Here is a 23,920-nt window from a genome sequence, read left to right on the forward strand (position 1 = left end):
GAACGGATGTAACCGCTCCGCTCTCAAATAAACTTTTTTAATCATGCTTGTTTGTGAATTTATGATTTAAAAAGTTCATGTTCGTTTCATCTCATTAAAATTGCATATTTTACTTGTATTCGATGTAACTCTCGATGAATTTTAATTCTTCTTGTTTGTGAATTTGAAGAATAAAAATTCATGTTCGTTTCATAACAGTTAATTCAAAGTATAATGATAATTCAATTTTTAAGCTCGCTTAAATACCACCGCGTGTCTGTACCTTGTCCCGAAACTTAAATGCCTTTTCTACTGCATCCAGCCTTGCTTTCCTTGGATCAGGTTTTCCAAGTACTTTAGCATCTAAATCAATATCCAGGATCTTTTCATTTTTTGTGTTATAGAGCGGCCATACAGGAAGTCCTTCCCCATTCGGATTGCCGGTTTTTGCAAAGTTTGTCCAATAGGCATTCATTATTTTCGCTAACTTTTCTTCTTCGGGAGTAGCTTCGGTTGCACCCCAACGGGAATTGAGCGTGCCAAACACAAACGATACTTCCGATCCGTGACCGGCGCCATAACGAGCCCGCTCGCGCATTGCAGGAGGAACATAACCAAAATGGTAAACGTAGGCCGGCTGTCCACTGGCAACGAAGGCTCTTGCTGTAAACCTGGCCGGTTCACCCCAAACCCAATCGGTGTTAAATTTTGTTTGCACCTCAGCAAATTCTTTATTTCCCTCAGGATCAAAAGCTGCTTTAGCTTCTTCTTCCAGGTCTCCAAACGAAGAAAACAATTCTTCCTTTGTAGTGCTGTTACTCACGAATCCTCCCCCAATTTCGGCACTGCAATTTCCAATCATAAGCGGAACTTTTGCCTGGCTTCCCGTATTGTAGGCGCTTTCTGAAGTTTCTACTACAAATTTACCATCGAGAATGGGGCCTGAGTAAGTTCGCGGGCCTCCCTGACCATCCGTTTCCTGTCCCCCGTCAACAATTTCTTCAACACTTAAAGCACGCAACTTTGCCAGGGCAGCTGCACCTGTTCCTTCTATTCCATGCTTTTTTGCAAAATTTATCCCAATGGTTTCTGCTGAAACAGGATAAAGCGGATCGGCATTTTCTTTACGAATTGGGCGGCCTGTTAGAACACCGTCGCGGCCACCACTTGATTCGCCAATTGCTTTATGAAACAGACCTTTTGCATCAGGAATAGTAAGTAGTGCGTGCACCGATACGCCACCGGCAGAGAATCCAAAAATGGTGACATTGTTCGGATCACCTCCAAAAGCAGCAATATTATCCTGTACCCATTCGAGTGCGGCAATCTGATCCATAAAAGCGTAACTTCCTTTAGCTTCTTCAGGATGCTCCTTACTTAAGGCAGGAAAGGCAAAATGACCAAGGCGCCCCAGACGATAGTTTATTGTAACCAGGATTACATCTTTATCGGTAAACTGATCTCCGTAATTTTCCGGGCCTGATCCTGAACCACCAGTGAATCCGCCACCGTGTAACCACACCATAACCGGCATTTTATCTCCCCGTTTAAATGCTGCTGGTGTCCATAAATTCAGATAAAGGCAATCTTCCGACGATCCTTCGGCAATAGTTCCGGGAGCAGTTCCCCATCCTCCCTGTGCGCAGTTAGGGCCATACTCTTTTGCATCGCGTACACCTTGCCACGGTTTTACAGGCTGTGGCGGGCGCCAGCGAAATTCGCCAACCGGCGGAGCAGCAAAAGGAATTCCTTTAAAACTGGAAACATCCCCCTTAGTGACTCCTTCAACGACACCTGACTTGGTTTCAACCTCGGGGCCTGAAGTTTGTGCATTTATTGAAAATGCAATAAATACGAGTATAAATCCTGCTACTATTTTTTTCATTTTGATTGTTTTAATTATTACTAACGATCACCGGGTGTCATCAAGCGGGTAAATGATAATAAACCTAACTTCCAGATACCACCTTGTTTGATATACACTTCAGTAACCTCAAACGGATTGGTGACTTCGTTTCCACCTACTTCTGCCAGCAGATCAATTCTGTTCAGAAGAATTGCGGTGTTATCAATGATGTTTACCGACACTTCATGAATATCGGCTTTCTTGTACCAAATCCCGCCACTTTTAATAATTCCAAGTTCCTGCTCTGTTCCCCAGTGTCCGCCCATGTGAACAAACTCGGCTTTTGCGTGAAAAAGTTTGCTGAGCTCATCTACATTTTTATCCGACATCCACTGCCATTTGTCTTTCGACAAATCGACTATTTCCTGTTCTGCCTCAGTGAAGTTTTGAGGTGCCCGGTTTGCACCTGGCTGGCTGTACAACAATTGAGCACTCATAACCATTAGAAACAGACCGATAATTATTGTTTTCATTTTTTTCGTTTTATAATTCTATACTACGTTTAATTTCTCATTTATTAGTGTTCTATTGTATGTGTATCGCGCACACTGCTAAATGTAAGATCAAGTAATTTCCAGTCGTTTCCTTGTTTTTGATAGACTTCGGTTACTGTAAACTCATTCGATACATCATTTCCACGAACATGTGCCACAAGTGTAATACGGTTCCAAAGAATGGCAGTATTGTCAAACGTTTTTACCACCACATCGTGCACGTCTGCCTGCTTGTACCAAATACTTCCGCTTTTAATGATTTCAAGTTCCCTTTCTTTTCCCCAGGTTCCGCTCATATGGATAAATCGTGAATCATCATGAAAAAGTTCAGCAAGTTTGTCCACATCTTTGTCAGCCATCAATTGCCATTTCTCTTTCGACAGTTGAATAATTTCCTGTTCCATTTCTGAATTCTGTGCAAAGGACCATTGTGCACAAATTAGGATGATAAATAGTCCGATAAGTTTTGTTTTCATTTGATTCATTTTTACCGATTACTAATGCCTTACAAATTCTCACCAAAGAACTCCTTCAGTTTATTTGTTGCCTGTTCAACATATTGGGGCACATAATAGGTTTGTATGTGTGTGGCTCCCGGAATCAGAAATAATTCTTTATCGTTTGTACCGGTTGCAAGGTTAAATGCCCTGTCAGTCATATAATACGTGTCGGCTTTGCTTCCCGCAATCATCAACAAAGGCTGGTCAATCAGGTACATGTTGGTGGCTGCATCAAAAGCCATTAAATCGATTAAACTACTCATTGTATACCTGAATGTAGAATTAGGATGAGCATGCGTTCTGTGGTAATAATAATGCCCTTCACGATACAGATCATAAGGAAAACTGTCAGCCATTTCATCAGTCCAGTCGAGATCAGCAGCATAAAGAATCTCACCACCTGCCGCTTCCTGTGCGCGGGCTTCAGATGCCTGTTTTAATCGTTCCCGAATGGTTTCAAGCTGTGAACTCATAAACCCATTTCGGCGTACTACCCCCGAATTAAACATACTTAGCGTTGCCACCGCCTTAAAACGCTTGTCGGTTTGGGCTGCAGCCAAAGAATAACCGCCGCCACCGCAAACGCCCAACACTCCGAGACGATCAGCATCTACACCTTCATACTGAGTGATAAAATCAGCCATTCCGCGAATGTCCTCAATGCGATTAGCCGATTTATCCACATTACGTGGTTCGCCGCCACTGGCTCCCTGATACGATGCGTCGGCCGCAATGGTAATATAACCCAATTCTGCTAAATGCTGTGCATATAAACCTGCTACCTGCTCCTTCACACCACCATTGGGATGTGCAACCACAACCGCCGGATATTTCTTCGAAGCATTGTAATTTGCCGGAGTATAAACATTTGCAGCTATAGCAATGCCATTTAATTTATAGTCGACAGAATGAATATTCACTTCTCCCGGTACATTTTCGGTTACCGCACCGTTGTATACCAGTCCAAAAGGATTTTTGGTTTTACTTTGACTAAAAGCGATTGTGCTCGTTGTCATGATTATAACTACTAATAAAATGTTGCTAATTTTTTGTTTCATCCGTTTAAAATTTTCAAGTTTCCAAGAAATTACTTTAAAATTTAAGAACGGATGTAACCGCTCCGCTCTCACATAAACTTTTTTAATCATGCTTGTTTGTGAATCTATGATTTAAAAAGTTCATGTTCGTTTCATGTTATTTATCCAATCCTTTTTCGTTCAGCCATTCCGACATTAAACCGGCTATTTTCACATTGTTTAAATCCGAGAAGGGAAAATGTGTATTTCCTTTAATTCCGATTTCGGGCAAATGAACTACTGTTACATCACCACCGTGTTTATTAACGGCATCGCGCCATAAGCGAGCCATTTCAAGTCGGGCACGCCAGCCATCAGTTCCCGGATTTGGATCGGGAGTTTCCGGAATAAAATCGCCGTAATAAATAATGATCGGGATTTTTGTGAGCTTCATAAAATCTTCCATCGGAATTCCTGTGGCAACCAGTGCTCCGGCAGAATTTTCAATCGGTGCAGGAACCTCGCCTTCAGGAAAAAGAAAGCCGCTACCCGGCTCGTACGAAACAATGGCTTTTATATTGTCATTCTCGACCGCTGTTAACCAACCCATTCCGCCTGAATGAGAATGCGTAACCAGAATCCCTTCTCCTATTTTATCAAAAAGAGCAGAAACAGCATCCACATTCACCGCAATATCTATTGGCCCAATATCAGGCACCATTTGTCTGAAATATTGATTAAGCGCCTCGGGATCCTTTGAGAATTGTACGCCCGGAAAAAAAACGGGCCACTCGCCAACCCTGAATGTATTAAACCAAAATGCTTCGTCGGGGGTAGGCGTAAATGTACCTTCTGCCATACTACGACCAGCATTTCCACGACGTGGCTGATCGATTACATAAACCGGAAAACGCCGGCGTAAAAACAGCGTTTGAAAACCTTCTCTTCCGTCGGGCGTGGTTTCCCACGTTTTTGAAAATTGTCCGAAACCGTGCCACATCACCAACGGATACTGACGTGCATCAGCTGGTATCTGGTAGAAAACATAAGCGTGGTCGCCATGATAAGTCTGGCCTTCGGGGCCGCGCGTTATGGTGTTAAATGTTCCCGGATTTTCTTTTACGGTACCACCAACGGCAAAACTGCCCTGTTCACGAATTATCAGGTTATTTTCGTTGGCTGAGTTTTCAGAAGATTGAGTACAGGACAACAATCCGGTAAAGAGTAAGCATAAAAACAATGCTTTTCTTATATCGATATGCTTCAAACCAGCAAATGAAAACCTATTTTGATCTAGTATATTATTCATAAATCAATTATTTAATATTATTCAGTAAATCTGCTACTACAAATATAAGGCACTGTAATATAGTATTTTGTATATAGAATACGGATTACACTACCATTTTTACTGAAATGACTTCAATACGCATAAAAGCTTGTTGAGATTGTTTAAATTTGATTGAATAAAAAGAGAATGAAATGGAAAAGATGAACAGGTTTGAGACGGTAACAGAATATAATATTTTCAATAATCACGAAACTTTGCACCCGCTGGTAAGTATCATTGATTTTTCAAAGGCTGATCCACGACGCTTAATCAAAACCTATTTTGGCTTCTATTTGGTGTTGCTAAAAGATGTGAATTGCGGCGATCTCAGGTATGGAAAAAACACCTACGATTACCAGGAAGGCACCCTGATTTTTATAGCACCGGGGCAGATACTTGATATGAAACCAAGCGTAGAATTGTATCAGCCCAAGGGGCACGGAGTAATTTTTCACCCTGATTTAATTGCCGGAACATCATTGGGGCGTCATATCGATAAATATTCCTTTTTTAGTTACAAAACCAATGAAGCACTGCACATATCGGAGCGTGAGCGCCAGATGATAATGGACAGTTTTGGAAAAATAGAATACGAGCTGGAACATGCCGTAGATAAACACAGTAAAGAACTGATTTCTTCGAATATTGAATTGTTATTGAAATATTGCGAACGTTTTTACGACCGCCAGTTTATTACACGCGACAACGTCAACAAAGGTATTTTGGAGAGGTTTGAGCAACTTTTAAATAGCTATTACTCTACCGATAATCCGCAGAAATTTGGGTTACCATCGGTAGCTTATTTTGCCGACGAACTAAATCTTTCAGCTAATTATTTTGGTGATTTGATGAAAAAAGAAACCGGAAAATCAGCAAAGGAATACATACAGATTAAAATAATTGAAATAGCCAAAAACAAGATATTCGACGAAAACAGAACGGTGAGTGAAATTGCGCACGAGTTAGGATTTAAATATTCTCAGCACTTTAACCGCATGTTTAAGAATGAGACAGGTTATACTCCGAATGAATACCGGAATTTGAATTAATATCGCAGCTTTTTAACGGCTGAATAAGAATGGCAATTGAACGGAGTGGGTTGCCGGTTATTGATCAAGCATCGCGAGCCGTCCTGCAAGTGGAACGAGGGTCTCACAAAAAATAGTTTGAAGCATGAAATCGGTTTGTGTGATATGTGTGCAGTGACATAGGAACGGAATAGACAAAACCGCCAGGCTATCACTTAAAACAATCCCGGTTGAAGCCCGAAGCGACACGCAGGCGAGCCCAAAATGGGCAACGGTTGGATTTTAAGTCTTGCATCAAGGGACGACTGCATGTGCTTAAAATACAGAGAAAGCAATTTATTTGCACCTTCTATATGGTCAGGATGAACCTTATCCCGTGCACTTTTCCCTACTAATTCATCCACATCCCAACCAAACAGTCTTTTTACATTTGGGCTTTTATAGCGGTTTAATCCATTTTTATCGATAATTACAATTACATCGCCAATATTTGCAACCAACTATCGTTGAATAGATTCCCCTTTTTTTAACTCATTTTCTGCATTTTTCTTTTCAGTAATATTTTGAGTTAAGCCAATGACAGAAATGGCTTTTCCATTTTTATCGAATTTTATGTCAGCTTTTTCCCTTAGCCATTTTACTTTTCCATTTTCAATAATCCTATGCTCAATGTTATAAGGTTTCCCTTCCATTGCTGCTTGTCATTCCCGATTCACATAATCCCTGTCATCAGGGTGAATACAGTTCAAAAACACTTCGTAATTTAGTGAAGTCTTGTGGCTTAAACCAAAGTTTTTATAATTCTGTTTTGTCCAGTACAGTTTATTGTTCAAAATATCCAATTCCCATGTACCAATTTTTCCAATTTCCTGTGCCTTTGATAAATAAAATTGATTTTTAATCAAAGCATCCTCAACTCGTTTTTGTTCGGTAATATCTTTAAAAACACAATAAGTCTGTTTAAAACTTCCATCCGGATGAGTGCCAATATATCCTTCTAATGAGATATCTATGAAATGACCTTTCTTATGTTTTATTTTAAACTGAACATCGCTAACGTATCCTCTTCGTTTAAATTCAGCAAAGTTTTTTTCAAAAATGCTCTTCCAATCCGAATGCAAAAAATCAGCATAATTTTTACCGATAACTTCTTCCCAACTATAACCTAGCGTTGAAAGCCATGCTGGATTTATATCGATAAAATACCCTTCTACATCTAAAGATTGATATGAAAGCGGTGCATTTTCGTACAATGCCCGGTATTTGGCTTCTCTATGCGACAGTATAGATCCAGACTTTTTCAATATTTTTTGTATTTCCTGAATCTGATGTTTTAATTGGCGGTTCTGCTCTAAAAGTTCATCGTAAGACAACTTAGAATTGGAATTTTTAATAATCTCCAAACTATCGGTAATTAAAGATTTCTGGTTTTCGAGTTCTTCAAATTTATCAAATAATCTGAATGAAAGAAGAATTAATACATTGTATTTCAACTACAAACAACTTGAAACATGACAGAACATTAAAGGAAAACAAAAAATTGAAGTATTACCAGTCTAATCATCTGATATATTGCAATATATACACTTGCGTATTTCAACTATTAGTATTTTTGTTTTGATGGTATAACACCTCTAACACCGCCTGTAGGGTCATCCATGTCACCATCATATCTTGGTATTATGTGAATATGGCAATGAGAAATTGTTTGACCTGCTGCTTTGCCTATATTAATTCCAATATTAAATCCACCTTGTAAGTATTTCATTTTCTGGTAATTAATAATCGTATTAGTTAATTTTTCAATATCCAATTTTTCTTCATTTGTTAGGTTAAGATAATTGGGTTCATGTCTTTTCGGAATAATTAAAGCATGACCAATACTTATTGGAAACTTATCAAAAAATGCAAGTGATCAATTACTTTTTTCAATTATTCGGGTTGGTTCAATATTGCGAAATGGACATTCAGGCATTGGGGCATTAATATGCCACTAATTTACAGAAATCAACTAATTGAATGAGTTTTTATCGCGTTGAATTATTCCAAATAGAAAAGGGAAGTACAACATTCACTATTGCATGTAAGACTGCTAATCACAATCCAAGAGTTTGTATTGCATATGCACGTTATGGAATTATTATTTAGTGGAAAATACTTGGGTATAATTTTTTAGGAATATCTAGTTGCATCGTAGATTAATTAATCGCTCAAGTTTTTTGCATATCCACCCTAAATTTAAGAGAGCGAAAATTCAATTGGTATGTGCTGCGATTTAATATCGTACCTTCGTACTCTATTTTAGGGAAATTATATGAGACAGCTAAAGATTACGAAGTCAATCACTAACCGTGAAAGTGCTTCGTTAGATAAGTATTTACAGGAAATTGGTAAAGAAGAACTGATTACTGTTGAGGAAGAAGTAGAATTAGCACAACGGATTAAAAAGGGCGACCAAGCTGCTTTAGAGAAATTAACAAAGGCAAACCTGCGTTTTGTCGTTTCTGTTGCAAAACAGTACCAAAATAAGGGACTTAGCTTACCTGATTTAATAAACGAAGGAAACCTTGGGTTGATTAGAGCAGGTCAGAAGTTTGATGAAACACGAGGGTTTAAATTTATTTCCTATGCGGTATGGTGGATTCGGCAATCAATTATGCAAGCAGTTGCAGAACAATCACGTATTATTCGTTTGCCATTAAATCAAGTAGGTTCGTTGAATAAAATTAATAGAGCATTTGCAAAATTTGAGCAAGAAAATGAACGAAAGCCATCGCCAGAAGAATTAGCGGAAATCTTGGAGATACCTGCCGACAAAGTTGCCGATACTCTCAGAGTATCAGGAAGGCATGTTTCTGTTGACGCCCCATTCGTGGATGGTGAAAACAATAGTCTTTTGGATGTTTTGGTAAATAACGATTCACCTAACGCTGACCGTGCCCTTATGATGGAATCACTTGGGGAAGAGATAAGCCGTGCATTAGCAACATTGACAGAGCGTGAAACCAAAGTTATTAGATTGTTTTTCGGTATAGGATGTATGGAAATGACACTGGAAGAAATCGGAGAACAATTTGGATTAACCCGTGAAAGGGTGCGTCAGATAAAAGAAAAGGCTATCAGACGTTTGCGACATACATCACGAAGTACAATATTGAAAACATATTTGGGGTAATTAAACGTTTACGATTTATTCAAATTCATTATAAACTACAGGGTGGAACTGCATCGTTTTTGTACCTTAAAAATGGTGTCCTCATATTAAAATAGGATGGGCAACTCAAAAATTCAGTAACTTCAATATCCTTTCCAAATTCTTGAAGTCAAAAAAAATGGGTGATCGTTAAGGCCTTTCAGAATATTCAATTGTTGTATCACGGCGACGCAATATATTTCGAAGGAACGTTTAAGATAAAACAGTTATAAGTTGACTTATTTCGGGATGGCTGACTGCATGCTGAGTAAAACAACAAAAGAGAACCATTAAAGCTCTCTTTTGCAATTTTTTATCTCGATAGATAGTAGTCCCGACCGGAATTATTTATGCAAAATAGATTAAAACCAAACAAAGTAAAGACCTTACTCATACCCTTGAATTTAAAGGCTTATAGAAGTTTTAATGAAAGGTATATTATAAATAGTTATAAAGCATTATAAGTTTTTAGGTAAAGCCTATTTCAAAGTAAACACAACGACAGAAGGCTCTCATAGAGATGTAACGATTAGGATCAGAATTAAGCATGGTAAAGTAGATCAGGCAACAACCACCGAGGAACAAGTAAAGTTACAACATTTTCAGAGAAGGCTACATAAGGGGGAAGGCTACAGCGGAAGTTGTATGTTGTGGAGAAGCCATAAATTTTCATGTGATTTAAATTGATGTGGCATGAATAAAGAAAATTCTTAAAGTTGACTATCCCCGTGGCAAAGCCAAGGGGTATTACGCCAACTTTATTTCAGCTAAATCGCTGAAACTCGAATTTTCTTTATTTCACCCCTCTGTCAGCCATAAAGGCTGACATCTCCCTCAAACGGGGAGAAAAAGCGGAACCCCATGGCGAAGCCAAGGGGAATTATTAGATTAAATGCGAAAGCAATCGCAGATCAATAATTTGGCACCGAGAAATAAAAGGCAGCTCCCTTTCCAATTTCACTTTCCGCCCAGATTTTTCCTTTGTGCATTTCCACAAATTCCTTGCTTAGAATAAGCCCCAGTCCGGTTCCTTTTTCGCCTGATGTGCCTCTTTGCGTGGAATTTTCTTCCAGATCGAATAGAGTGGCTACCTTTTGTGGTGTAATGCCGATGCCTTCGTCTTTTATGCTAAAAATAACCTCATCGCTTTTTATTTCAGCATCAATCCACACTTTGTTTCCCGGATTGCTGAATTTTACCGCGTTGGTCAAAAGATTTCTGAAAACCAGCGATAGCATATTTTTGTCGGCCATTAAAGGAATGTCTTTCCCGCTCACATGGTTGACAATTTCAATGTTTTTCTTTTTGGCAATTGATGTTACTTCGGGCATAATACTTCCGGTAATTTCCCGCGCAGTGGTTTTAATTGGCGAAAAATCGATAGTGCCCCTTTGTGCGCTCGACCAGTTGAGAAGGTTTTCAAGCAAATTAAAAGCATTCTCACCCGATTCCTTCAAATCGCTGAGTACATTGTTCATTGTGTCTTCATCAAACGATTTATATTGCTCTTTCAGCACATCGGCATATCCGAGAATAACATTGAAAGGACTTCGCAAATCATGCGAAATAATCGAAAACAGTTTGTCTTTTGTGGCATTCAGTTTTGCCAATTCGCGGGTTCTTTCCTCCACCCTTTTTTCAAGAATGTGTTTTTGTCTTTCCAGGCTTTTAATCCGCACATAAAAAATGGAAAGAACAGTAAACCCAATTGCCAGAACCAGTAAAGTTTTAAACCACCAGGTTTGCCACCATGGCGGTTTAACAACAACAATCAGCGAAGCACCTTCTTCGTTCCAAACTCCGTCGTTATTGGCGCCTTTCACCCTAAAAATGTATTCCCCGGGGTCGAGGTTGGTATAGGTTGCCTGACGTTCGTTTTCTGAGTAGGTCCAATCACTGTCGAAGTTTTCAAGCATGTAGGCGTGTTCATTTTTGTTTGGGCTGGTAAAATCGAGCACAGCAAAATGGAATGTCAGCACCGACTGGTCGTAATTCAGTACTATTTTGTCGGTTTCGGGAATGATTTTATCCAATGGCGAGTTGGGATCACCTGGTTTTACGACCATGTGAAAAATATCGAAACCCGTAAACTGTACTTTCGGTACATGATTGTTTCTAACTATTTTTTGTGGATTGATGATATTGAATCCGTTGATTCCTCCAAAATAGAGGTAGCCTTCCGAATCGACAAGTGCACTGCGCGGGCGGAATTCGTTGCTTTGCATTCCGTCATTTTTATTAAAAACAGTGATGGATGAATTTCCCGGTTTAAACCGGCAAATTCCGTTTGATGTTGTTACCCATAAAACTCCCGAATTGTCATTTATAATGGCATTTATAATGTCGCCCGGCAATCCGTCGGCAGTAGTAAACCGCCTGGTTTTATTTGTTTCCGGATTAAAATGAAACATCCCCATGAGTGTTCCCACCCAAATGCTGGTGTCGTTTTCAACATTAACATCGTTAATTTCCAGGTTCCCGATATCAAGCCTGGCTGAATCTCCTTCAATTTTTTCTACCCTTTTATCTGATGGGTTATAAATAACCAATCCTTTTGTGGTTCCAACATATAGATTTCCTTTGCTGTCAGGCTTGACAACATTCACCGTATTTTCACCCAGATCATTGCTGATTTTATTGATGGAAGTAAAGCGGTTTTCGGAAGGTTCGAAAAGAATTAATCCTCCGTAATGGCTACCCAGCCATATTTTGTTGTTTTCGCCTTTTGCAACCGTATAAATTTTATTGCCCGGAATAGCGCTGTTTTCGGTGGTGAAAGATGTGAATGTTTCATTTTCAGGATTGAACCTGATTAATCCGCCGTCCCACGATGCCAGCCACAGGTTCTGGTTGTCGTCTTCAATCATCGATAAAATATAGTCATTTCCAAGGCCGGAGTTTTGGGTGCTGAAGTTTTTGAATTTACGTGTTGATTTGTTGAATTTTAAAATGCCGTTTCCATCCGTACCAATCCAGATATTTGCCCGGCTGTCCTCCAAAAATGCATTGACCAAAGTGCTGGTGTAGGTTTGGTTTTCAGCCACAATATCCTGAAATAATGAAATGGCATAACTGTTTTTTGTAATAGTGAGCACGCCGTGCCCGTAGGTTCCTATCCATAAATTACCTGCATTATCCTGGAAGATGGCATTCACCGAAATGTCCTGAAGATTTTGAACGCTGCGGCCATTCGAAACGACGACATCAAAATTCTGTTTGGTACGGTTAAACAGATAGAGCCCGCTGTTTTCAGCGCCAATCCATAAATTGTTTTCCTGGTCGACATAAATGGCCGAAAGCATATTTTCCGAAATGGAATTCGGATCATCCGGGGTGGGTGCAAAATGCTGCAATTTTTCTGCTGAATTTTCCGCTAATTTTATTCTGAATAAGCCGTCTTCGCTGTTTATCCAAAGATTTTTATTCTGATCCTCTGTCATTTCACGGAATACGTAATCTGAATAATCGTTCCCGTTTACTCCCTCGCTGACTAATTTGAAGGACTTGTTTTCAGAATTAAAAAGATTGATTCCTTTCTGGGTGCTTATCCACAAACGATTAAAACTGTCGATATGAAGTCCTGTGCAAAATGAATTGCTGATACTTTCCTGATTGGAAGAATCATGGGTAAATAATTCACAATTATTTTCAGCACGATTAAACTTTACCAGTCCAACATTCGAAGCAATCCATATATTTCCTTTGTCGTCGGATGTTATTTTATTAGCCTGGAAATTCAGGCTGTAAAGGCATGAAGAAGTATCCTGACTGAAATTGATAAACTGATCGGTTTTTTTATCATAAAGACTTATTCCAGTGTTTGTACCAACAAACATATTGTTTTTATTGTCGACGTAAAGCGAGCGAATCAGGTTGTCGGCCAGACTGTTGGGTTGATTGTTTCGGTTCTGGTAAATTTTCAGCTCTTTGCTGTCGTATCGATGCAATCCATCATACGTTCCAATCCAAATAAAACCATGTTGGTCTTGAGTTATGCTGAGAATATTGGATGAAACCAGGCCGTCATCGGTTGTAATTCCATTAAACAAGAGTTGTTTCTGCCCTGCGTAACCGCTAAAACTCATGGCAAGAAAAAGAAGGAGTGTTCCGAAATTGATTAACTTTTTTATACGCCCCATTTAAATTTATTAAATGTAAAATAACCTTCAAATTGAATGGCAAAAGATACGAAATTCAAAGCTGTTGACAAACGAGGTTTGTTAGATTGTTAAAATGGAGGTTCTGCTTAGAAAGTTTTGCATTTTGAAAAGAGTTTCATGACTATCTATAAACCCCGGACAGTAAATATCTTTAATCGTTTTCCGCAACTGCCAGACGCAGGTTGGGATTACGCAGACAAACGCTGATTATATAAATCTCTGCGAAAATCAGCGCAATATTTTCTTTTTTGGTTGGTATAGAAAGTATTCATTAAATTTTTTCATGAGTGTCCGGTAAAACGATAAGATTGCTTCGCGATGCTGCCAATGACAGATTTTAATAAGTCGTTAAATATGAGTAAAATACCACTTTATGCATTATTGTCATTTCGACGAAGAATGAGGAGAAATCTTTCACAAAAGGAACAGATTTAGCTCCGCTGATTTTCAATTCTCATTCGTTTCCCTCATTCGAAATGACACCCCTGCATAATCTGGCATTACCTCATTATGGCAAAAACAAAATTTTGGTGGACTCTCGCAATGACGCCTTATTCAAGGGGTTTTACACAGGGAGGGGTTGGATGGCGGCAACGCAATACATTACAAAGATAGGATTAAGATAATACAGTTGAAAATTGACTTATTTCGGGATTGTTGACTACATGCTGACTAAAACCACAAAAGAGAACCGGGAAGGCCCTCTCTCATAGCTTTTTATAATACACAAAAGTAGTCCCGACGGGAATAATTTACTATTTCACCACCTTTTGTACGATTGTGTAATATTACTGACAATCTGTTCTTTACAGTACTTTTGTTTATTTAGTTTTTGTAGGGTTTTGTGAAATTTATTATAAAAAGAGCTACCAAAATGCTACCAGAATTGTAAATTTATGGCATAGAAACAAAATCAAACTATGCCAAATATAAGCTTTTACCTCAATACTTCATCAAAAGGAAAGAAGGGAACGTCGCCGGTGATGGCAAAGGTTATTTATAATAAGAAACGCTATTATAAATCGATCGCAAGGGTGAACATTGACGACTGGGACGATGAAAAGCAAAGAATAAAAAGCTCATACAAACAATACAAGGCAAAAAACGCCACAATACAACACCTCAAGTCGTTAATGCTTACATTCGACAACTACTGCCAGCTGAACAAATACCCGGATATCGAAAACGCGATAAAAATGATATTAAGCGGCATCGATCCCATTCAAGGCAAACGTTCACCAAATATTCCTGAAATAAAAGTATTGGACGCATTTTCAGAATTTGTGGAATACTCCAAAAATAATTTCGAGAATAATACCTACCGCCGCCGCAACACTGTGTACAATTTTGTACAAGCTTTTAGTGAAAAAACAAAGTATAACATCACCTTCCAAAATATCGATGTGCAGCTCTTCGATAAAATGAAAGAGTACTCTGCCAAGAAAAAGCACTCGAACAACACTTTCGCCCAAACCGTAAAAGTTTTTAAACGATTTCTGAGCTGGAGCCAGGAAAGAAATTACTTTGATGGATCGATTCCAAAATACAAGGCTACCGAAAAAGATATCACACCAATAATACTTACCATTGACGAATTTAAAACACTCTACGATTTTGAATTCACAGATAAAAAGTTGGCCCGGGTGCGAGATATTTTCTGTTTTGGATGTCTCACCGGATTAAGGTTCTCAGATCTGCAACGGGCACGACGCGACTGGATAGTTAACGACCAGCTGGTAATTACAATGAAAAAAGTAAAAGAGCCGGTAAGAATCCCTTTAGTTGATCGATCAAAGAAAATAGTTGAAAGATATAAGCATCAACCAGTTTGGATCCTCCCCAGGATAAGCAACCAAAAGTTTAACGACTACATTAAAAAAGCCTGCAAAGCTGCAGAAATAAAAGCACCGGTTACTATTTCAACGCATTCAGGTAATAAATTCACTGAAAAAACCTTTCTCAAACACGAGGTAATTACTGCCCACGTATCTAGAAAGACATTCATAAGCATGAGCCTCTACCTGGGAATGACACAAAAAGTTGTGCAGGAAATAACCGGCATACGCGAAGAAAAAACACTCCGGAAATACATTTCCATTGTTGATGAAATGAAGACCAAGGAAATGAACAATACCTGGGGCAAACTATAAGTTACACAGATGGACAATTAAAAGGCCGAATATGAACACATATACTTATTCATCATCCTTCGGATCATAATCAAGAGCAGCCTTAAGATCCTCATTAAATCCTGACAAATTAGTTTTTCCTAAAGCTTCTTTTATACTTGGCATTTTTGGAGGTGATGGCAATTTTCCTGTTGTTTTTATCTGCTCCACAGCTTTATCGAAATCAGAAACATACTCCCTATCCTGAATCACCCTAAATTTTTTATACTCCCTTTCTGCGAACTGATCGGCAACCGCTTTCCTTATTTTACCCGAATCTTTTAAAAGGTCGTATTCATTGAAGGTGAGAAATGTATCCAGCTTTACGACCCAGTCCGACATTTTCATTGTATTATTCCTTTTGGCCTGCAACTCAGCATAATCAAGGTACATGTTTACAATATGATTCAGTTCACTAATCTCCTCATGACTAAGATAATTCTTTGCAACTGTAACATCAGATTTCAGGATTTTCCCACCCTTCTTATCATTTTTCCAGCTTGTTAGGCCCATGTTAGGCCTACCTGCATTTGCCCGTAATTTAATAATCTCCGGTGCCGTATGATGAGTAATAGCATATTCCAATTTATTTTGCACGGTCGCAAAAAACTTCCGGGATATAGGTGCTTTGGCATCATAATCAATACTACACTGAGCGTATATATCGGTAATCTTCTGATAAAACCTTCTCTCTGAAGCGCGTATTTCCCTGATACGCTCCAATAATTCATCAAAGTAATCCTTCCCAAACAAGCTCTTTCCCTGCTTTAACCTATCATCATCTAAGGCAAAACCTTTTGTCAGGTATTCTTTTAAAACATCTGTTGCCCAGATCCTAAATTGAGTAGCTTTATAAGAATTCACTCTATAGCCAACCGATATTATTACGTTTAAATTGTAATAGTGAACTGGCTTAGCAGAATTAGCAATGTGCAATTTTTGCACATTGCTATCTTCATCTAATTCTTGACTTTCGAAAATATTTTTAATGTGCTTAGTTATTCCACTCACATCAATATCAAAAATTTCAGCCATAGCCCTCTGCGTCACCCAGATAGTATCATTATCCTGATCAACTATAACTTGTATTTTTATAATTCCATCACCTGACTGATAAAACAGAAAATCTGATTGGTTGTCAATTTTATTCATATTAGTTTTTTATCAAATTTAATTCTCTAAATATAACACTAACTCGCTTACATACTGAATAATACACTTAAATATTGTTATTAAAACAATGCTGTATTCTCAGTAACATAAGTCGTGCAGTCTTATTTGAAACCCCAATTTTACGGGACAACTCGGTTGGTGAAATCTCGGATCCCTGATTAACCACTAACCAAATAACTAAAAACCACTTTTGAAGACCTACCTTTGTATTATCAAATAATGTTCCTGTTCTAACATTGAAATACTTCCCGGTATTTCGACATCGATACCTATTATTCTTACACTCATATACTTTCGATGTAGGATCAAAAGGAGAAACAACATTACCATGCCACCTAAGTTTTGTCAAATGATCAATACACGTTTGTTCATCCGGGAAAGCCTCAAGTAGTTCTGAAATTGTATTAAAATCTTTATTTATCATCATCAATAAATTGTGTCAGCACACAAATATAATACCTATTTACACAAGATGTTTTATTTTTGTGTAAATATATATTCACTATTTTTTTAGAGTTATTAACCAAAAATCATCAACGGAACAAATCAATGATCAAATCGGTGGGGAGGGGTTGGCAAGATGTGTGTTTGTATATACAAACACTTCCGCCCAGTGGCGGCTTGACTATAAAATTTTCAGGTAATTTTCTTTTCAAACACCCTCCCCTTTTTAGTGTTTACGAGGGATATTTGAAAAGAAAATATTTATGATCTAAGCCATGGAGGTTATTTTTCAAAGCTATCTTTATTCCTTAGCCTTTCAGTGGCCAATAACCTCGCTCTGCTCCACTTTAGTTTTTTATCCCATTTTTTATTATACCAAACAAGAAACTGCTCAACTTTCGAAGGAGATATATCCATATATTCACTCCAATAGTTAGCTAATTCTTTTGGATCACCTTCTTTATCACCGATAATAAGAGCCAATTTGGGATCATTTTGATAAAGTATTTCAAGTATCTCAAATTCTGAAAAAATTTCTTCTCTGAACAAAGTAGAAATCGTATCACTTAAATATTCCTTTTCAGATTGTAGCTGTTTTTCAAATTTGATTTTCTGTTCTCTGGAGTCAAATGTTTCTATTGATTCATATATCTCAAACAACAATTCCATATATTCAGTAAACTCACGTTCGATTTTCTCAAGATAGAGATCTTTGTATTTCTCCTTACGCAAAGTTGCGAGCTCTTCGTTCTTCTTTGACTCTTTATTTAGCTTTTGCAACTTAGTTTCCAAGTCATCAATTTGTTCGGTAAAATTTTTAAGCTGCAGATGTTTAGACTCAATTTCAAATAATTCATTAAAAGGAATATCCAACTCACTTGATATCTTGCGAGCTACTCCCAGCGGAATTAAATCCGTTTCACCTCTTTCAAACTTTATTAACGAAGGCTGCGAAACACCTATTAGCTGAGCAAAATCTTTTTGATTAATTCTTTTCGCCTTTCGTCCCTGGACGATCTTATCTGAAATTGAATTCATGTATCAAATGTAGATTTTCGATTTTTTACTTCAAAATATTTACCATTTAAAAAACAATATTTTGTTTTTCAGTCAACATTATTTTGTTTTATAGTAATTTATTTTTAGTATTGTGCTAAATAATATTTACTAAAGCTTCAAATAATCATGGGAAAAATCAAAAATGTTGTTCAAAAGAAAGAAAGCAGATGTTTTTTCTTTCATCCACAAAAACAGTTTTACAATGCAGTAGGCATTAATCAAAAACGCTGGGGCCAGATCTACCGGGGCGAAATTGATCCCACTATCTCAGAGGCAAAAGCCATTGCCGAATATTTTGAAGTTGATGTTACTGAACTCATTTAAAACCGCAACACATGAGCAAAGAAAATGAACGAGTAATGATTCTGAGCACTCCTGAGCAAATTGCTGAAGGGTTGGAATTATTCATGAAAAAGAGGGAGGCAAAGAACGTTCGGGCTGATTTTAAAAATGATCGGATTACCACTACACAAGCCTTAAAATTAGCTGGTGTTTCTCAACCAACATTCACTAAATGGGTTAAGGCTGGTCTCATTAAAAGGCACGGATCAGGCAACAAACATTTTTATTTCAAATCAGAATTGATTGATAGTTTAAGGAAAATGGCCAATGAAAAAGGGAATGAAATCGATTAAAGGAAAAACTATGAACTCGGATAACATTGAAAAGGCCAACCAGTTGCTTTCCGAATCGCAAAAACTTTATAAAAAAGGGATCGATGCATTAAACGCCGGCGAAGATCCGAAAGAAGTTAGAAAAAAGTATGCCGACGAAGCCGGCGAAAAGCTGGATAGAGGAATGGAGCTACTGTGGGGCTAATTTTTTGTCCTTTAAAAAGATGTGCATTTACACAACATTTGCAGTCATAACGCAATGCAAATTCAAATTACAATGAAAAAAGAAAAATTTCGGATACCCGAAAAACATCGCAAAACTTCAAATTTTACTGTTCGTTTTTCGGAGAGCGAGCGAATAAAACTGGATAAGTTTTGCAAGGAGAAGAACACCACTCTCACCGAATTAATAAGGTTTAGTTTGAGAACGATAATTGAACGAGCAAAATGATAAGAACGGCTAACCAAAGAATAGAAGCCGGCCTTAAATTGCCGGATATAAATTCTCTTATGGGAGATATTTGGCAAAGTGGGGAATTGATTTTCTTTTTCGGAGGAACAGGAACAGGCAAAAGTATACTAGCAGTACAAGTGGGAGACGGATTAAGTAAAGGGGAAAAAGTGTTGGACATACTTGATAATGAATGCGGTCCTCAAACGGTACTATTTCTTGATTTCGAATTATCAGACAAACAGTTCCAGGTTCGATACACCAATAAAAAAAACAATTCTACATATAATTTCTCTGACCGATTTTTAATTGTCAATATTCCATTTGGGGAAATATACGAACCAGGTAAAAAATTGACTGAGAAAATTTTCCGGATTATAGATGGATTTCTTAGAGAATCAAATGCAACAGTTCTGATCGTTGATAACATAACTGCACTCAGCGGAGAAGATAGCAAAGACGGAAATGTAGCGATGGAGCTAATGTCATATTTAGATCGAATTAAGCGTGAAAAAGGATTAAGTATTATGATCCTTGGACACACACCCAAAAAATTCGACTATACCCCACTAACTAATTCAGACTTGGCAGGTAGCTCAAAACTAATTCAGTTTGCGGATTCCGCTTTCGCTATAGGGAAAAGCAGAATTGATACAGACTTTCGATATCTTATCCAAACCAAATTTTCACGAACAAAAAGAGAAGCATACAGCAAAGACAATGTGATCACCATAAGGAAAGTATTTGATAACAACTGTTTGAGATTTCAGCAAGAAGGTACCGGCAAAGAAAGTGAACACATTTCTGATGATGGAGACGACACGAAACTTCAGGCCATTGCTTTAAGAAATCAAGGATTAACAGTTCGGGCTGTTGCTGAGAAAATAGGTGTTTCAATTGGAACGGTATCTAACTGGACAAAGAACACCAGGGGACTTGAACCATTCAGACATTGAACAGATTGAACACTTTGAACATACTGAACAGATAGCACTATTTATGAACAGATTGAACGCTTTGAACAGTTTTTACAAAATATACAAACTAAACAATGTTCAGTGATTTGTGTGCTACTTTATGGCAAATGAACAAGAATGAACACATATATACCTCTATTACTGATACTTACACTTTGCTCGTTCAGTAGAGTGTTTAATTTGTTCAGTTTCCTATAAATTAAACAATACCATCTCATAGCAATGTTCAATTTATAAGGATTAGACAGAGGCTGTTCAAATCTGTTCAATAAAATTACAGTGAAAAAAGAAAGAAAATGAATATCTCAGAAGCGAAACAAATACCCATTGAAACCTACCTTAACCGAATAGGTGTAAATCCTGAACGCCGGGACAAGCATAAGCAATGGTTGTGGTATTGCTCACCTATTCGCGGCGAAAAGGTTCCAAGTTTTAAAGTTGATCAGCGCCTTAACCTTTGGTACGATCACGGAGCCGGAACCGGTGGCTCAATACTGGATCTTGTTATCGCAATTAATGACACGGATATAACCGGGGCAGTTAATATTCTATCTGGAGAAAACATCCCCAGGCGAATCGATCCTTCTTCTTTTCATCGTTCCGGATTTCGCGCTGAGTCAAATTTGAAAATCAACAATGTACGAATGTTGCAAAACCTGGCGTTGATTGGTTATCTTAAAAGCCGCGGCATAATGTACAGGCATTGCGAAAAGTATGTAAAAGAAGCCTATTACTCTGTTAATGGCAAAAATTATTTTGCCGTGGCATTTCCAAATGATAAAGGAGGTTTTGAACTTCGCAACAAATTATGGAAAGGATCCTCAAGCCCTAAGGCAATTACAACGATTAAAGGAAACCAAACAATAAATCTTTGGGAAGGTTTTATGGATTTCCTTTCAGGTATGGCATATTACAATGTCCGGGAGGCTGCAACAACGAATATAATTTTAAACAGCGTCGCCAATCTAAAACATGTAATTTCTACACTCGACGAATACAAAGCAATAAATACATTTTTTGACAACGACGAAGCCGGTAGAAATGCGAATAATGAAATCCTGAAAAGATATCCTGAAAATACGACTGACTACTCTCAAATCATTTTCAAAAACTATAAAGATTTTAATGAATATCTAATTGCAAAAAAATAATCATGTCTCTATCAAATAAGTATTTCGTGAAAGTTTTTACAATATGCGGCGACGGATCACCAGCCCGACAACAAGTATTGCCAACATTTGCAAACGATGAAGTTTCAGCAGAAGAAAACATCGATGATATTATTGCTTGTTGGCCAGAGGTTTCCTCCTACTGGATTATGCGAGTTTCAGACCAACCAATAAAACTAAAGAAATACCGAATTGAAATTTTGGTTACACACCCAACCCGAACCAGAACAATGAGTCTTATTGTAAACATGGAAGAACCAGGTGAAGCGAAAGATATATTCGAGGCATTCTCCGAGGACTGGAAATACATTAAAAGTTTCGAAATATTAAAAGTAACACTAATATAAAATGCGAATTATGAATGAAATTGAATTCCACAAAAAGAGAATAGAACTAACTCGAGGTATTATTGCTGGATACAAAAAGGATAAGGAGCTGGCGATCCTGGACTCCCAGAGGAAAGGGAAGCGTGCTGACACATATTTTGAGCAACTGCTTGAGTTTAAAATAGCAATCGACAAACGTATTGCCATGTGCTCTGAAGATTTCAAAGAGAGCGAAGTGTTTTTAAATGCACGAGGAATAAATCCCTACCCTATGACCACAGAAGAAAAGAAACAATTTAAAAAAGAATACCCAGATCCTTACCGTTGGCGTTGGCCTGCATGGTTACGAGAGCCTATAAAAAAACTTTTTACAAAAAATAAAGGCGACTCAACAGCCGCCTTATAATTGCTTGAACAGTAGTAAAATTAATATTTAATACTATCACTCTAAAATTACACTATTATGGAAACAAATCAAATTATTGAAGAACAAAACATTACAGCATCAAAAGAAAGTGCAACATCTTTTCGAACCGAGTTTGAACAAATTGTAGAGGATAAAAACTCTGGAACTATTGACACCTCGACAGCTATATCGAAGATGAAACAACTTAGAGACAACGTCAATAATTCTCTGTTCACAGAAGAGAATATACAACTCTTTAGTCAGCTTGGCCTAACATTGCATAAAGGTCACCTATTCGTTTAAGACATAACGTTCAGGCCGTTATCGATCCAGTGCGATAACCGGTCATACTTGGCTAGCCCGCAGCTATAACAGTTGCGGGCTTTTTATTTGCCTCCGTTTTATATTGTTGAAATCATTGACTTCAATGTGTCCTTTGTATTCATCACTCTGCATTCTACATTTGGTTTCGTAACTATAAACAAAGTTGAAATGATTGAAAATGGAATTATGAGAAGTGAATCTCTTCGTGGTATCGTTTCTGCCAGGATCCCAAAGGATGTAGAGAATGCAATTAAGGAAAAGGCAGAAAGCGAGGACAGACCAGTTGCCTATATAGTAAGGAATACTTTGATCAATCATTTTGGGCAGAAAATGCATGAAAATAAATAAATCTTTCTCTCATATATCCTGCAATACTGCCCATTATTCTGCATCCTTAAATAGGGCAGGCTCGGCAAGGGTAGAGACTAAAATAACGTAGTTTGGAGAAAATCGAAGTTTTTGAAAAGCTGAAACGCCATGATATCAACACTTACCGAAAGAATTGAAAAATTATTGTTGAGAATTAAAAATGGAAAAAACAACGTTTCAGAAAGGAGATATCGTGTTTAAAACAGATGATTTGAAAAAGGTTAATCCAATCAAAATTTCATCTGTAAAACCAGAAAACGGCGAAAATGTATGTCGCGGTTGCCATGCCAACGCAAAAGGAAAAATGGTTTATACAAAGTATAGAGAATCAGAATTAATTGCAGCAAAATGAGTGTGTCAGAATTAAAAAAATTGGAAATAGCCGCTTTCAAACCAAAGCTAACAAAGTTTAACCTTGGCGACCTGGTTACTGAAAAAAAAGCCGATCGTCCTGAATTAATGGTGGTTAGTGATTTATGCCCTATTGGCGATATACACGATGAAAACGCAGATTATTGCTGCAGCTGGATTACCCTCCGAGGCAAAATCAAAGAAAAGCCATTTAAACAAAATGAATTAAAACTTTCGGAATTATGAGCTTACGTGAATTGAAAAAAATAGAAGTAGAAAACTCGGAGCACGATTTTAAATATCAGCTGGGCGACGTAGTATATATGAAAAACGATTTAGAGTTTAAGTTCCCAATGATTATCCAAGATTTCATACCGGACGAATCGTGTTGTTCTGATTACGAGGTGTCTTGGATGGACAAACAAGGATCGCAAAAATATACAGGCATGCCTGAGGAATGTTTAATCATAAAACCTGAATAAC

At 37.8% G+C, this 23,920-nt stretch carries 26 protein-coding genes and 1 pseudogene; 15 read left to right on the forward strand and 12 right to left on the reverse strand.

The annotated features are described in order from the left end of the window. Window positions 1–238: 238 nt before the first annotated feature. The 5 genes from G0Q07_RS01115 to G0Q07_RS20565 all read right to left on the reverse strand — a co-directional run bounded on the left by G0Q07_RS01115 (window position 239) and on the right by G0Q07_RS20565 (window position 5,204). On the reverse strand, window positions 239–1,864 hold the full coding sequence (locus G0Q07_RS01115) for a carboxylesterase/lipase family protein (RefSeq protein ID WP_163344346.1): 1,626 nt from the start codon (window positions 1,862–1,864) through the stop codon (window positions 239–241). Window positions 1,865–1,884: 20 nt separating this feature from the next. Continuing rightward, a complete protein-coding gene (locus G0Q07_RS01120; protein ID WP_163344347.1) occupies window positions 1,885–2,358 on the reverse strand; it encodes a nuclear transport factor 2 family protein in 474 nt (157 codons plus the stop codon). Between the two features lie 44 nt (window positions 2,359–2,402). Next, window positions 2,403–2,855 (reverse strand): nuclear transport factor 2 family protein, encoded by a 453-nt coding sequence (locus tag G0Q07_RS01125; RefSeq protein WP_163344348.1) that lies wholly within the window; start codon window positions 2,853–2,855, stop codon window positions 2,403–2,405. 29 nt (window positions 2,856–2,884) lie between these two features. Next, entirely contained in the window at window positions 2,885–3,895 is a 1,011-nt protein-coding gene (locus G0Q07_RS01130) for an alpha/beta hydrolase (RefSeq protein WP_203532644.1), read from the reverse strand. Window positions 3,896–4,073: 178 nt separating this feature from the next. Further along, window positions 4,074–5,204 carry an alpha/beta hydrolase gene (locus G0Q07_RS20565; RefSeq protein ID WP_246222960.1) on the reverse strand — a complete coding sequence of 377 codons (1,131 nt, stop codon included), beginning with the start codon at window positions 5,202–5,204 and terminating at the stop codon, window positions 4,074–4,076. Between the two features lie 173 nt (window positions 5,205–5,377). Between G0Q07_RS20565 and G0Q07_RS01140 the strand changes: the two genes are divergently transcribed. After that, a complete protein-coding gene (locus tag G0Q07_RS01140) occupies window positions 5,378–6,274 on the forward strand; it encodes a helix-turn-helix domain-containing protein (RefSeq protein ID WP_163344350.1) in 897 nt (298 codons plus the stop codon). Between the two features lie 194 nt (window positions 6,275–6,468). Here the strand turns inward: G0Q07_RS01140 and G0Q07_RS01145 are convergent, their stop codons facing one another. The 4 genes and pseudogenes from G0Q07_RS01145 to G0Q07_RS01160 form a co-directional block, all read right to left on the reverse strand. Then, window positions 6,469–6,753 (reverse strand): PAS domain-containing protein, encoded by a 285-nt coding sequence (locus G0Q07_RS01145; RefSeq protein ID WP_163344351.1) that lies wholly within the window; start codon window positions 6,751–6,753, stop codon window positions 6,469–6,471. Further along, window positions 6,754–6,945: a PAS domain S-box protein gene (locus G0Q07_RS01150; protein ID WP_163344352.1), complete on the reverse strand. Its 192-nt coding sequence runs from the start codon at window positions 6,943–6,945 to the stop codon at window positions 6,754–6,756. Between the two features lie 9 nt (window positions 6,946–6,954). Next, entirely contained in the window at window positions 6,955–7,746 is a 792-nt protein-coding gene (locus G0Q07_RS01155; protein ID WP_163344353.1) for a PAS domain-containing protein, read from the reverse strand. Window positions 7,747–7,856: 110 nt separating this feature from the next. Beyond that, a pseudogene (locus tag G0Q07_RS01160) lies at window positions 7,857–8,153 on the reverse strand (HIT domain-containing protein); the annotation flags it as partial. Between the two features lie 414 nt (window positions 8,154–8,567). On the opposite strand from G0Q07_RS01160, the gene G0Q07_RS01165 reads away from it, so the two are divergent. Next, a complete protein-coding gene (locus tag G0Q07_RS01165; protein ID WP_163344354.1) occupies window positions 8,568–9,428 on the forward strand; it encodes a sigma-70 family RNA polymerase sigma factor in 861 nt (286 codons plus the stop codon). Window positions 9,429–10,357: 929 nt separating this feature from the next. Here G0Q07_RS01165 and G0Q07_RS01170 read toward each other — a convergent pair. Beyond that, the gene (locus tag G0Q07_RS01170) at window positions 10,358–13,585 is read right to left on the reverse strand and encodes a ligand-binding sensor domain-containing protein (RefSeq protein WP_163344355.1); all 3,228 of its coding nucleotides are present in this window, start codon (window positions 13,583–13,585) and stop codon (window positions 10,358–10,360) included. Window positions 13,586–14,526: 941 nt separating this feature from the next. On the opposite strand from G0Q07_RS01170, the gene G0Q07_RS01175 reads away from it, so the two are divergent. Beyond that, window positions 14,527–15,756, forward strand: coding sequence for a site-specific integrase (locus G0Q07_RS01175; protein ID WP_163344356.1), 1,230 nt, complete (start codon window positions 14,527–14,529; stop codon window positions 15,754–15,756). A 45-nt stretch (window positions 15,757–15,801) separates the two neighbouring features. Here G0Q07_RS01175 and rhuM read toward each other — a convergent pair whose 3' ends face one another. Together rhuM and G0Q07_RS01185 are read right to left on the reverse strand one after the other, a co-directional pair. Next, the gene (gene rhuM, locus G0Q07_RS01180) at window positions 15,802–16,926 is read right to left on the reverse strand and encodes a virulence RhuM family protein (protein ID WP_163344357.1); all 1,125 of its coding nucleotides are present in this window, start codon (window positions 16,924–16,926) and stop codon (window positions 15,802–15,804) included. A 747-nt stretch (window positions 16,927–17,673) separates the two neighbouring features. After that, window positions 17,674–18,429, reverse strand: a complete 756-nt coding sequence (locus tag G0Q07_RS01185; protein ID WP_163344358.1) for a helix-turn-helix domain-containing protein — start codon at window positions 18,427–18,429, stop codon at window positions 17,674–17,676. Window positions 18,430–18,576: 147 nt separating this feature from the next. Here G0Q07_RS01185 and G0Q07_RS01190 point away from each other — a divergent pair, with 147 nt between their 5' ends. From G0Q07_RS01190 to G0Q07_RS01245, 12 genes are all read left to right on the forward strand, one after another. Further along, entirely contained in the window at window positions 18,577–18,774 is a 198-nt protein-coding gene (locus G0Q07_RS01190) for a helix-turn-helix transcriptional regulator (protein WP_163344359.1), read from the forward strand. An 11-nt stretch (window positions 18,775–18,785) separates the two neighbouring features. Next, window positions 18,786–19,085 carry a helix-turn-helix domain-containing protein gene (locus G0Q07_RS01195; protein WP_163344360.1) on the forward strand — a complete coding sequence of 100 codons (300 nt, stop codon included), beginning with the start codon at window positions 18,786–18,788 and terminating at the stop codon, window positions 19,083–19,085. Continuing rightward, window positions 19,072–19,269 carry a hypothetical protein gene (locus G0Q07_RS01200; protein ID WP_163344361.1) on the forward strand — a complete coding sequence of 66 codons (198 nt, stop codon included), beginning with the start codon at window positions 19,072–19,074 and terminating at the stop codon, window positions 19,267–19,269. Before G0Q07_RS01195 ends, G0Q07_RS01200 begins: the two co-directional genes overlap by 14 nt. A gap of 242 nt (window positions 19,270–19,511) precedes the next feature. Next, window positions 19,512–20,471: an AAA family ATPase gene (locus G0Q07_RS01205; protein ID WP_163344362.1), complete on the forward strand. Its 960-nt coding sequence runs from the start codon at window positions 19,512–19,514 to the stop codon at window positions 20,469–20,471. A 317-nt stretch (window positions 20,472–20,788) separates the two neighbouring features. Next, window positions 20,789–21,643: a toprim domain-containing protein gene (locus tag G0Q07_RS01210; protein ID WP_163344363.1), complete on the forward strand. Its 855-nt coding sequence runs from the start codon at window positions 20,789–20,791 to the stop codon at window positions 21,641–21,643. Window positions 21,644–21,669: 26 nt separating this feature from the next. Then, window positions 21,670–22,008, forward strand: coding sequence for a hypothetical protein (locus tag G0Q07_RS01215; RefSeq protein WP_163344364.1), 339 nt, complete (start codon window positions 21,670–21,672; stop codon window positions 22,006–22,008). Between the two features lie 10 nt (window positions 22,009–22,018). Beyond that, entirely contained in the window at window positions 22,019–22,393 is a 375-nt protein-coding gene (locus G0Q07_RS01220) for a hypothetical protein (RefSeq protein ID WP_163344365.1), read from the forward strand. A 57-nt stretch (window positions 22,394–22,450) separates the two neighbouring features. Then, window positions 22,451–22,696, forward strand: a complete 246-nt coding sequence (locus G0Q07_RS01225; RefSeq protein ID WP_163344366.1) for a hypothetical protein — start codon at window positions 22,451–22,453, stop codon at window positions 22,694–22,696. 189 nt (window positions 22,697–22,885) lie between these two features. After that, window positions 22,886–23,065, forward strand: coding sequence for a hypothetical protein (locus G0Q07_RS01230; RefSeq protein WP_163344367.1), 180 nt, complete (start codon window positions 22,886–22,888; stop codon window positions 23,063–23,065). A gap of 181 nt (window positions 23,066–23,246) precedes the next feature. Then, the gene (locus G0Q07_RS01235; protein WP_163344368.1) at window positions 23,247–23,438 is read left to right on the forward strand and encodes a hypothetical protein; all 192 of its coding nucleotides are present in this window, start codon (window positions 23,247–23,249) and stop codon (window positions 23,436–23,438) included. After that, window positions 23,435–23,683 (forward strand): hypothetical protein, encoded by a 249-nt coding sequence (locus tag G0Q07_RS01240; protein WP_163344369.1) that lies wholly within the window; start codon window positions 23,435–23,437, stop codon window positions 23,681–23,683. Before G0Q07_RS01235 ends, G0Q07_RS01240 begins: the two co-directional genes overlap by 4 nt. Beyond that, entirely contained in the window at window positions 23,680–23,919 is a 240-nt protein-coding gene (locus G0Q07_RS01245) for a hypothetical protein (protein WP_163344370.1), read from the forward strand. Before G0Q07_RS01240 ends, G0Q07_RS01245 begins: the two co-directional genes overlap by 4 nt. Window position 23,920: the final 1 nt, after the last annotated feature.

This window comes from Draconibacterium halophilum, from assembly GCF_010448835.1.
Classification (GTDB): Bacteria; Bacteroidota; Bacteroidia; order Bacteroidales; family Prolixibacteraceae; genus Draconibacterium; species Draconibacterium halophilum.

Excerpts from the sequence above, each read along its gene's own strand:
- G0Q07_RS01115 (WP_163344346.1), bottom strand. The coding sequence starts at position 1,864 with ATGAAAAAAATAGTAGCAGGATTTATACTCGTATTTATTGCATTTTCA.
- G0Q07_RS01120 (WP_163344347.1), bottom strand. The coding sequence starts at position 2,358 with ATGAAAACAATAATTATCGGTCTGTTTCTAATGGTTATGAGTGCTCAA.
- G0Q07_RS01125 (WP_163344348.1), bottom strand. The coding sequence starts at position 2,855 with ATGAAAACAAAACTTATCGGACTATTTATCATCCTAATTTGTGCACAA.
- G0Q07_RS01130 (WP_203532644.1), bottom strand. The coding sequence starts at position 3,895 with ATGACAACGAGCACAATCGCTTTTAGTCAAAGTAAAACCAAAAATCCT.
- G0Q07_RS20565 (WP_246222960.1), bottom strand. The coding sequence starts at position 5,204 with ATGAATAATATACTAGATCAAAATAGGTTTTCATTTGCTGGTTTGAAG.
- G0Q07_RS01140 (WP_163344350.1), top strand. The coding sequence starts at position 5,378 with ATGGAAAAGATGAACAGGTTTGAGACGGTAACAGAATATAATATTTTC.
- G0Q07_RS01150 (WP_163344352.1), bottom strand. The coding sequence starts at position 6,945 with ATGGAAGGGAAACCTTATAACATTGAGCATAGGATTATTGAAAATGGA.
- G0Q07_RS01165 (WP_163344354.1), top strand. The coding sequence starts at position 8,568 with ATGAGACAGCTAAAGATTACGAAGTCAATCACTAACCGTGAAAGTGCT.
- G0Q07_RS01170 (WP_163344355.1), bottom strand. The coding sequence starts at position 13,585 with ATGGGGCGTATAAAAAAGTTAATCAATTTCGGAACACTCCTTCTTTTT.
- G0Q07_RS01175 (WP_163344356.1), top strand. The coding sequence starts at position 14,527 with ATGCCAAATATAAGCTTTTACCTCAATACTTCATCAAAAGGAAAGAAG.
- rhuM (WP_163344357.1), bottom strand. The coding sequence starts at position 16,926 with ATGAATAAAATTGACAACCAATCAGATTTTCTGTTTTATCAGTCAGGT.
- G0Q07_RS01185 (WP_163344358.1), bottom strand. The coding sequence starts at position 18,429 with ATGAATTCAATTTCAGATAAGATCGTCCAGGGACGAAAGGCGAAAAGA.
- G0Q07_RS01190 (WP_163344359.1), top strand. The coding sequence starts at position 18,577 with ATGGGAAAAATCAAAAATGTTGTTCAAAAGAAAGAAAGCAGATGTTTT.
- G0Q07_RS01195 (WP_163344360.1), top strand. The coding sequence starts at position 18,786 with ATGAGCAAAGAAAATGAACGAGTAATGATTCTGAGCACTCCTGAGCAA.
- G0Q07_RS01200 (WP_163344361.1), top strand. The coding sequence starts at position 19,072 with ATGAAATCGATTAAAGGAAAAACTATGAACTCGGATAACATTGAAAAG.
- G0Q07_RS01205 (WP_163344362.1), top strand. The coding sequence starts at position 19,512 with ATGATAAGAACGGCTAACCAAAGAATAGAAGCCGGCCTTAAATTGCCG.
- G0Q07_RS01210 (WP_163344363.1), top strand. The coding sequence starts at position 20,789 with ATGAATATCTCAGAAGCGAAACAAATACCCATTGAAACCTACCTTAAC.
- G0Q07_RS01220 (WP_163344365.1), top strand. The coding sequence starts at position 22,019 with ATGAATGAAATTGAATTCCACAAAAAGAGAATAGAACTAACTCGAGGT.
- G0Q07_RS01225 (WP_163344366.1), top strand. The coding sequence starts at position 22,451 with ATGGAAACAAATCAAATTATTGAAGAACAAAACATTACAGCATCAAAA.
- G0Q07_RS01230 (WP_163344367.1), top strand. The coding sequence starts at position 22,886 with ATGATTGAAAATGGAATTATGAGAAGTGAATCTCTTCGTGGTATCGTT.
- G0Q07_RS01235 (WP_163344368.1), top strand. The coding sequence starts at position 23,247 with ATGGAAAAAACAACGTTTCAGAAAGGAGATATCGTGTTTAAAACAGAT.
- G0Q07_RS01240 (WP_163344369.1), top strand. The coding sequence starts at position 23,435 with ATGAGTGTGTCAGAATTAAAAAAATTGGAAATAGCCGCTTTCAAACCA.
- G0Q07_RS01245 (WP_163344370.1), top strand. The coding sequence starts at position 23,680 with ATGAGCTTACGTGAATTGAAAAAAATAGAAGTAGAAAACTCGGAGCAC.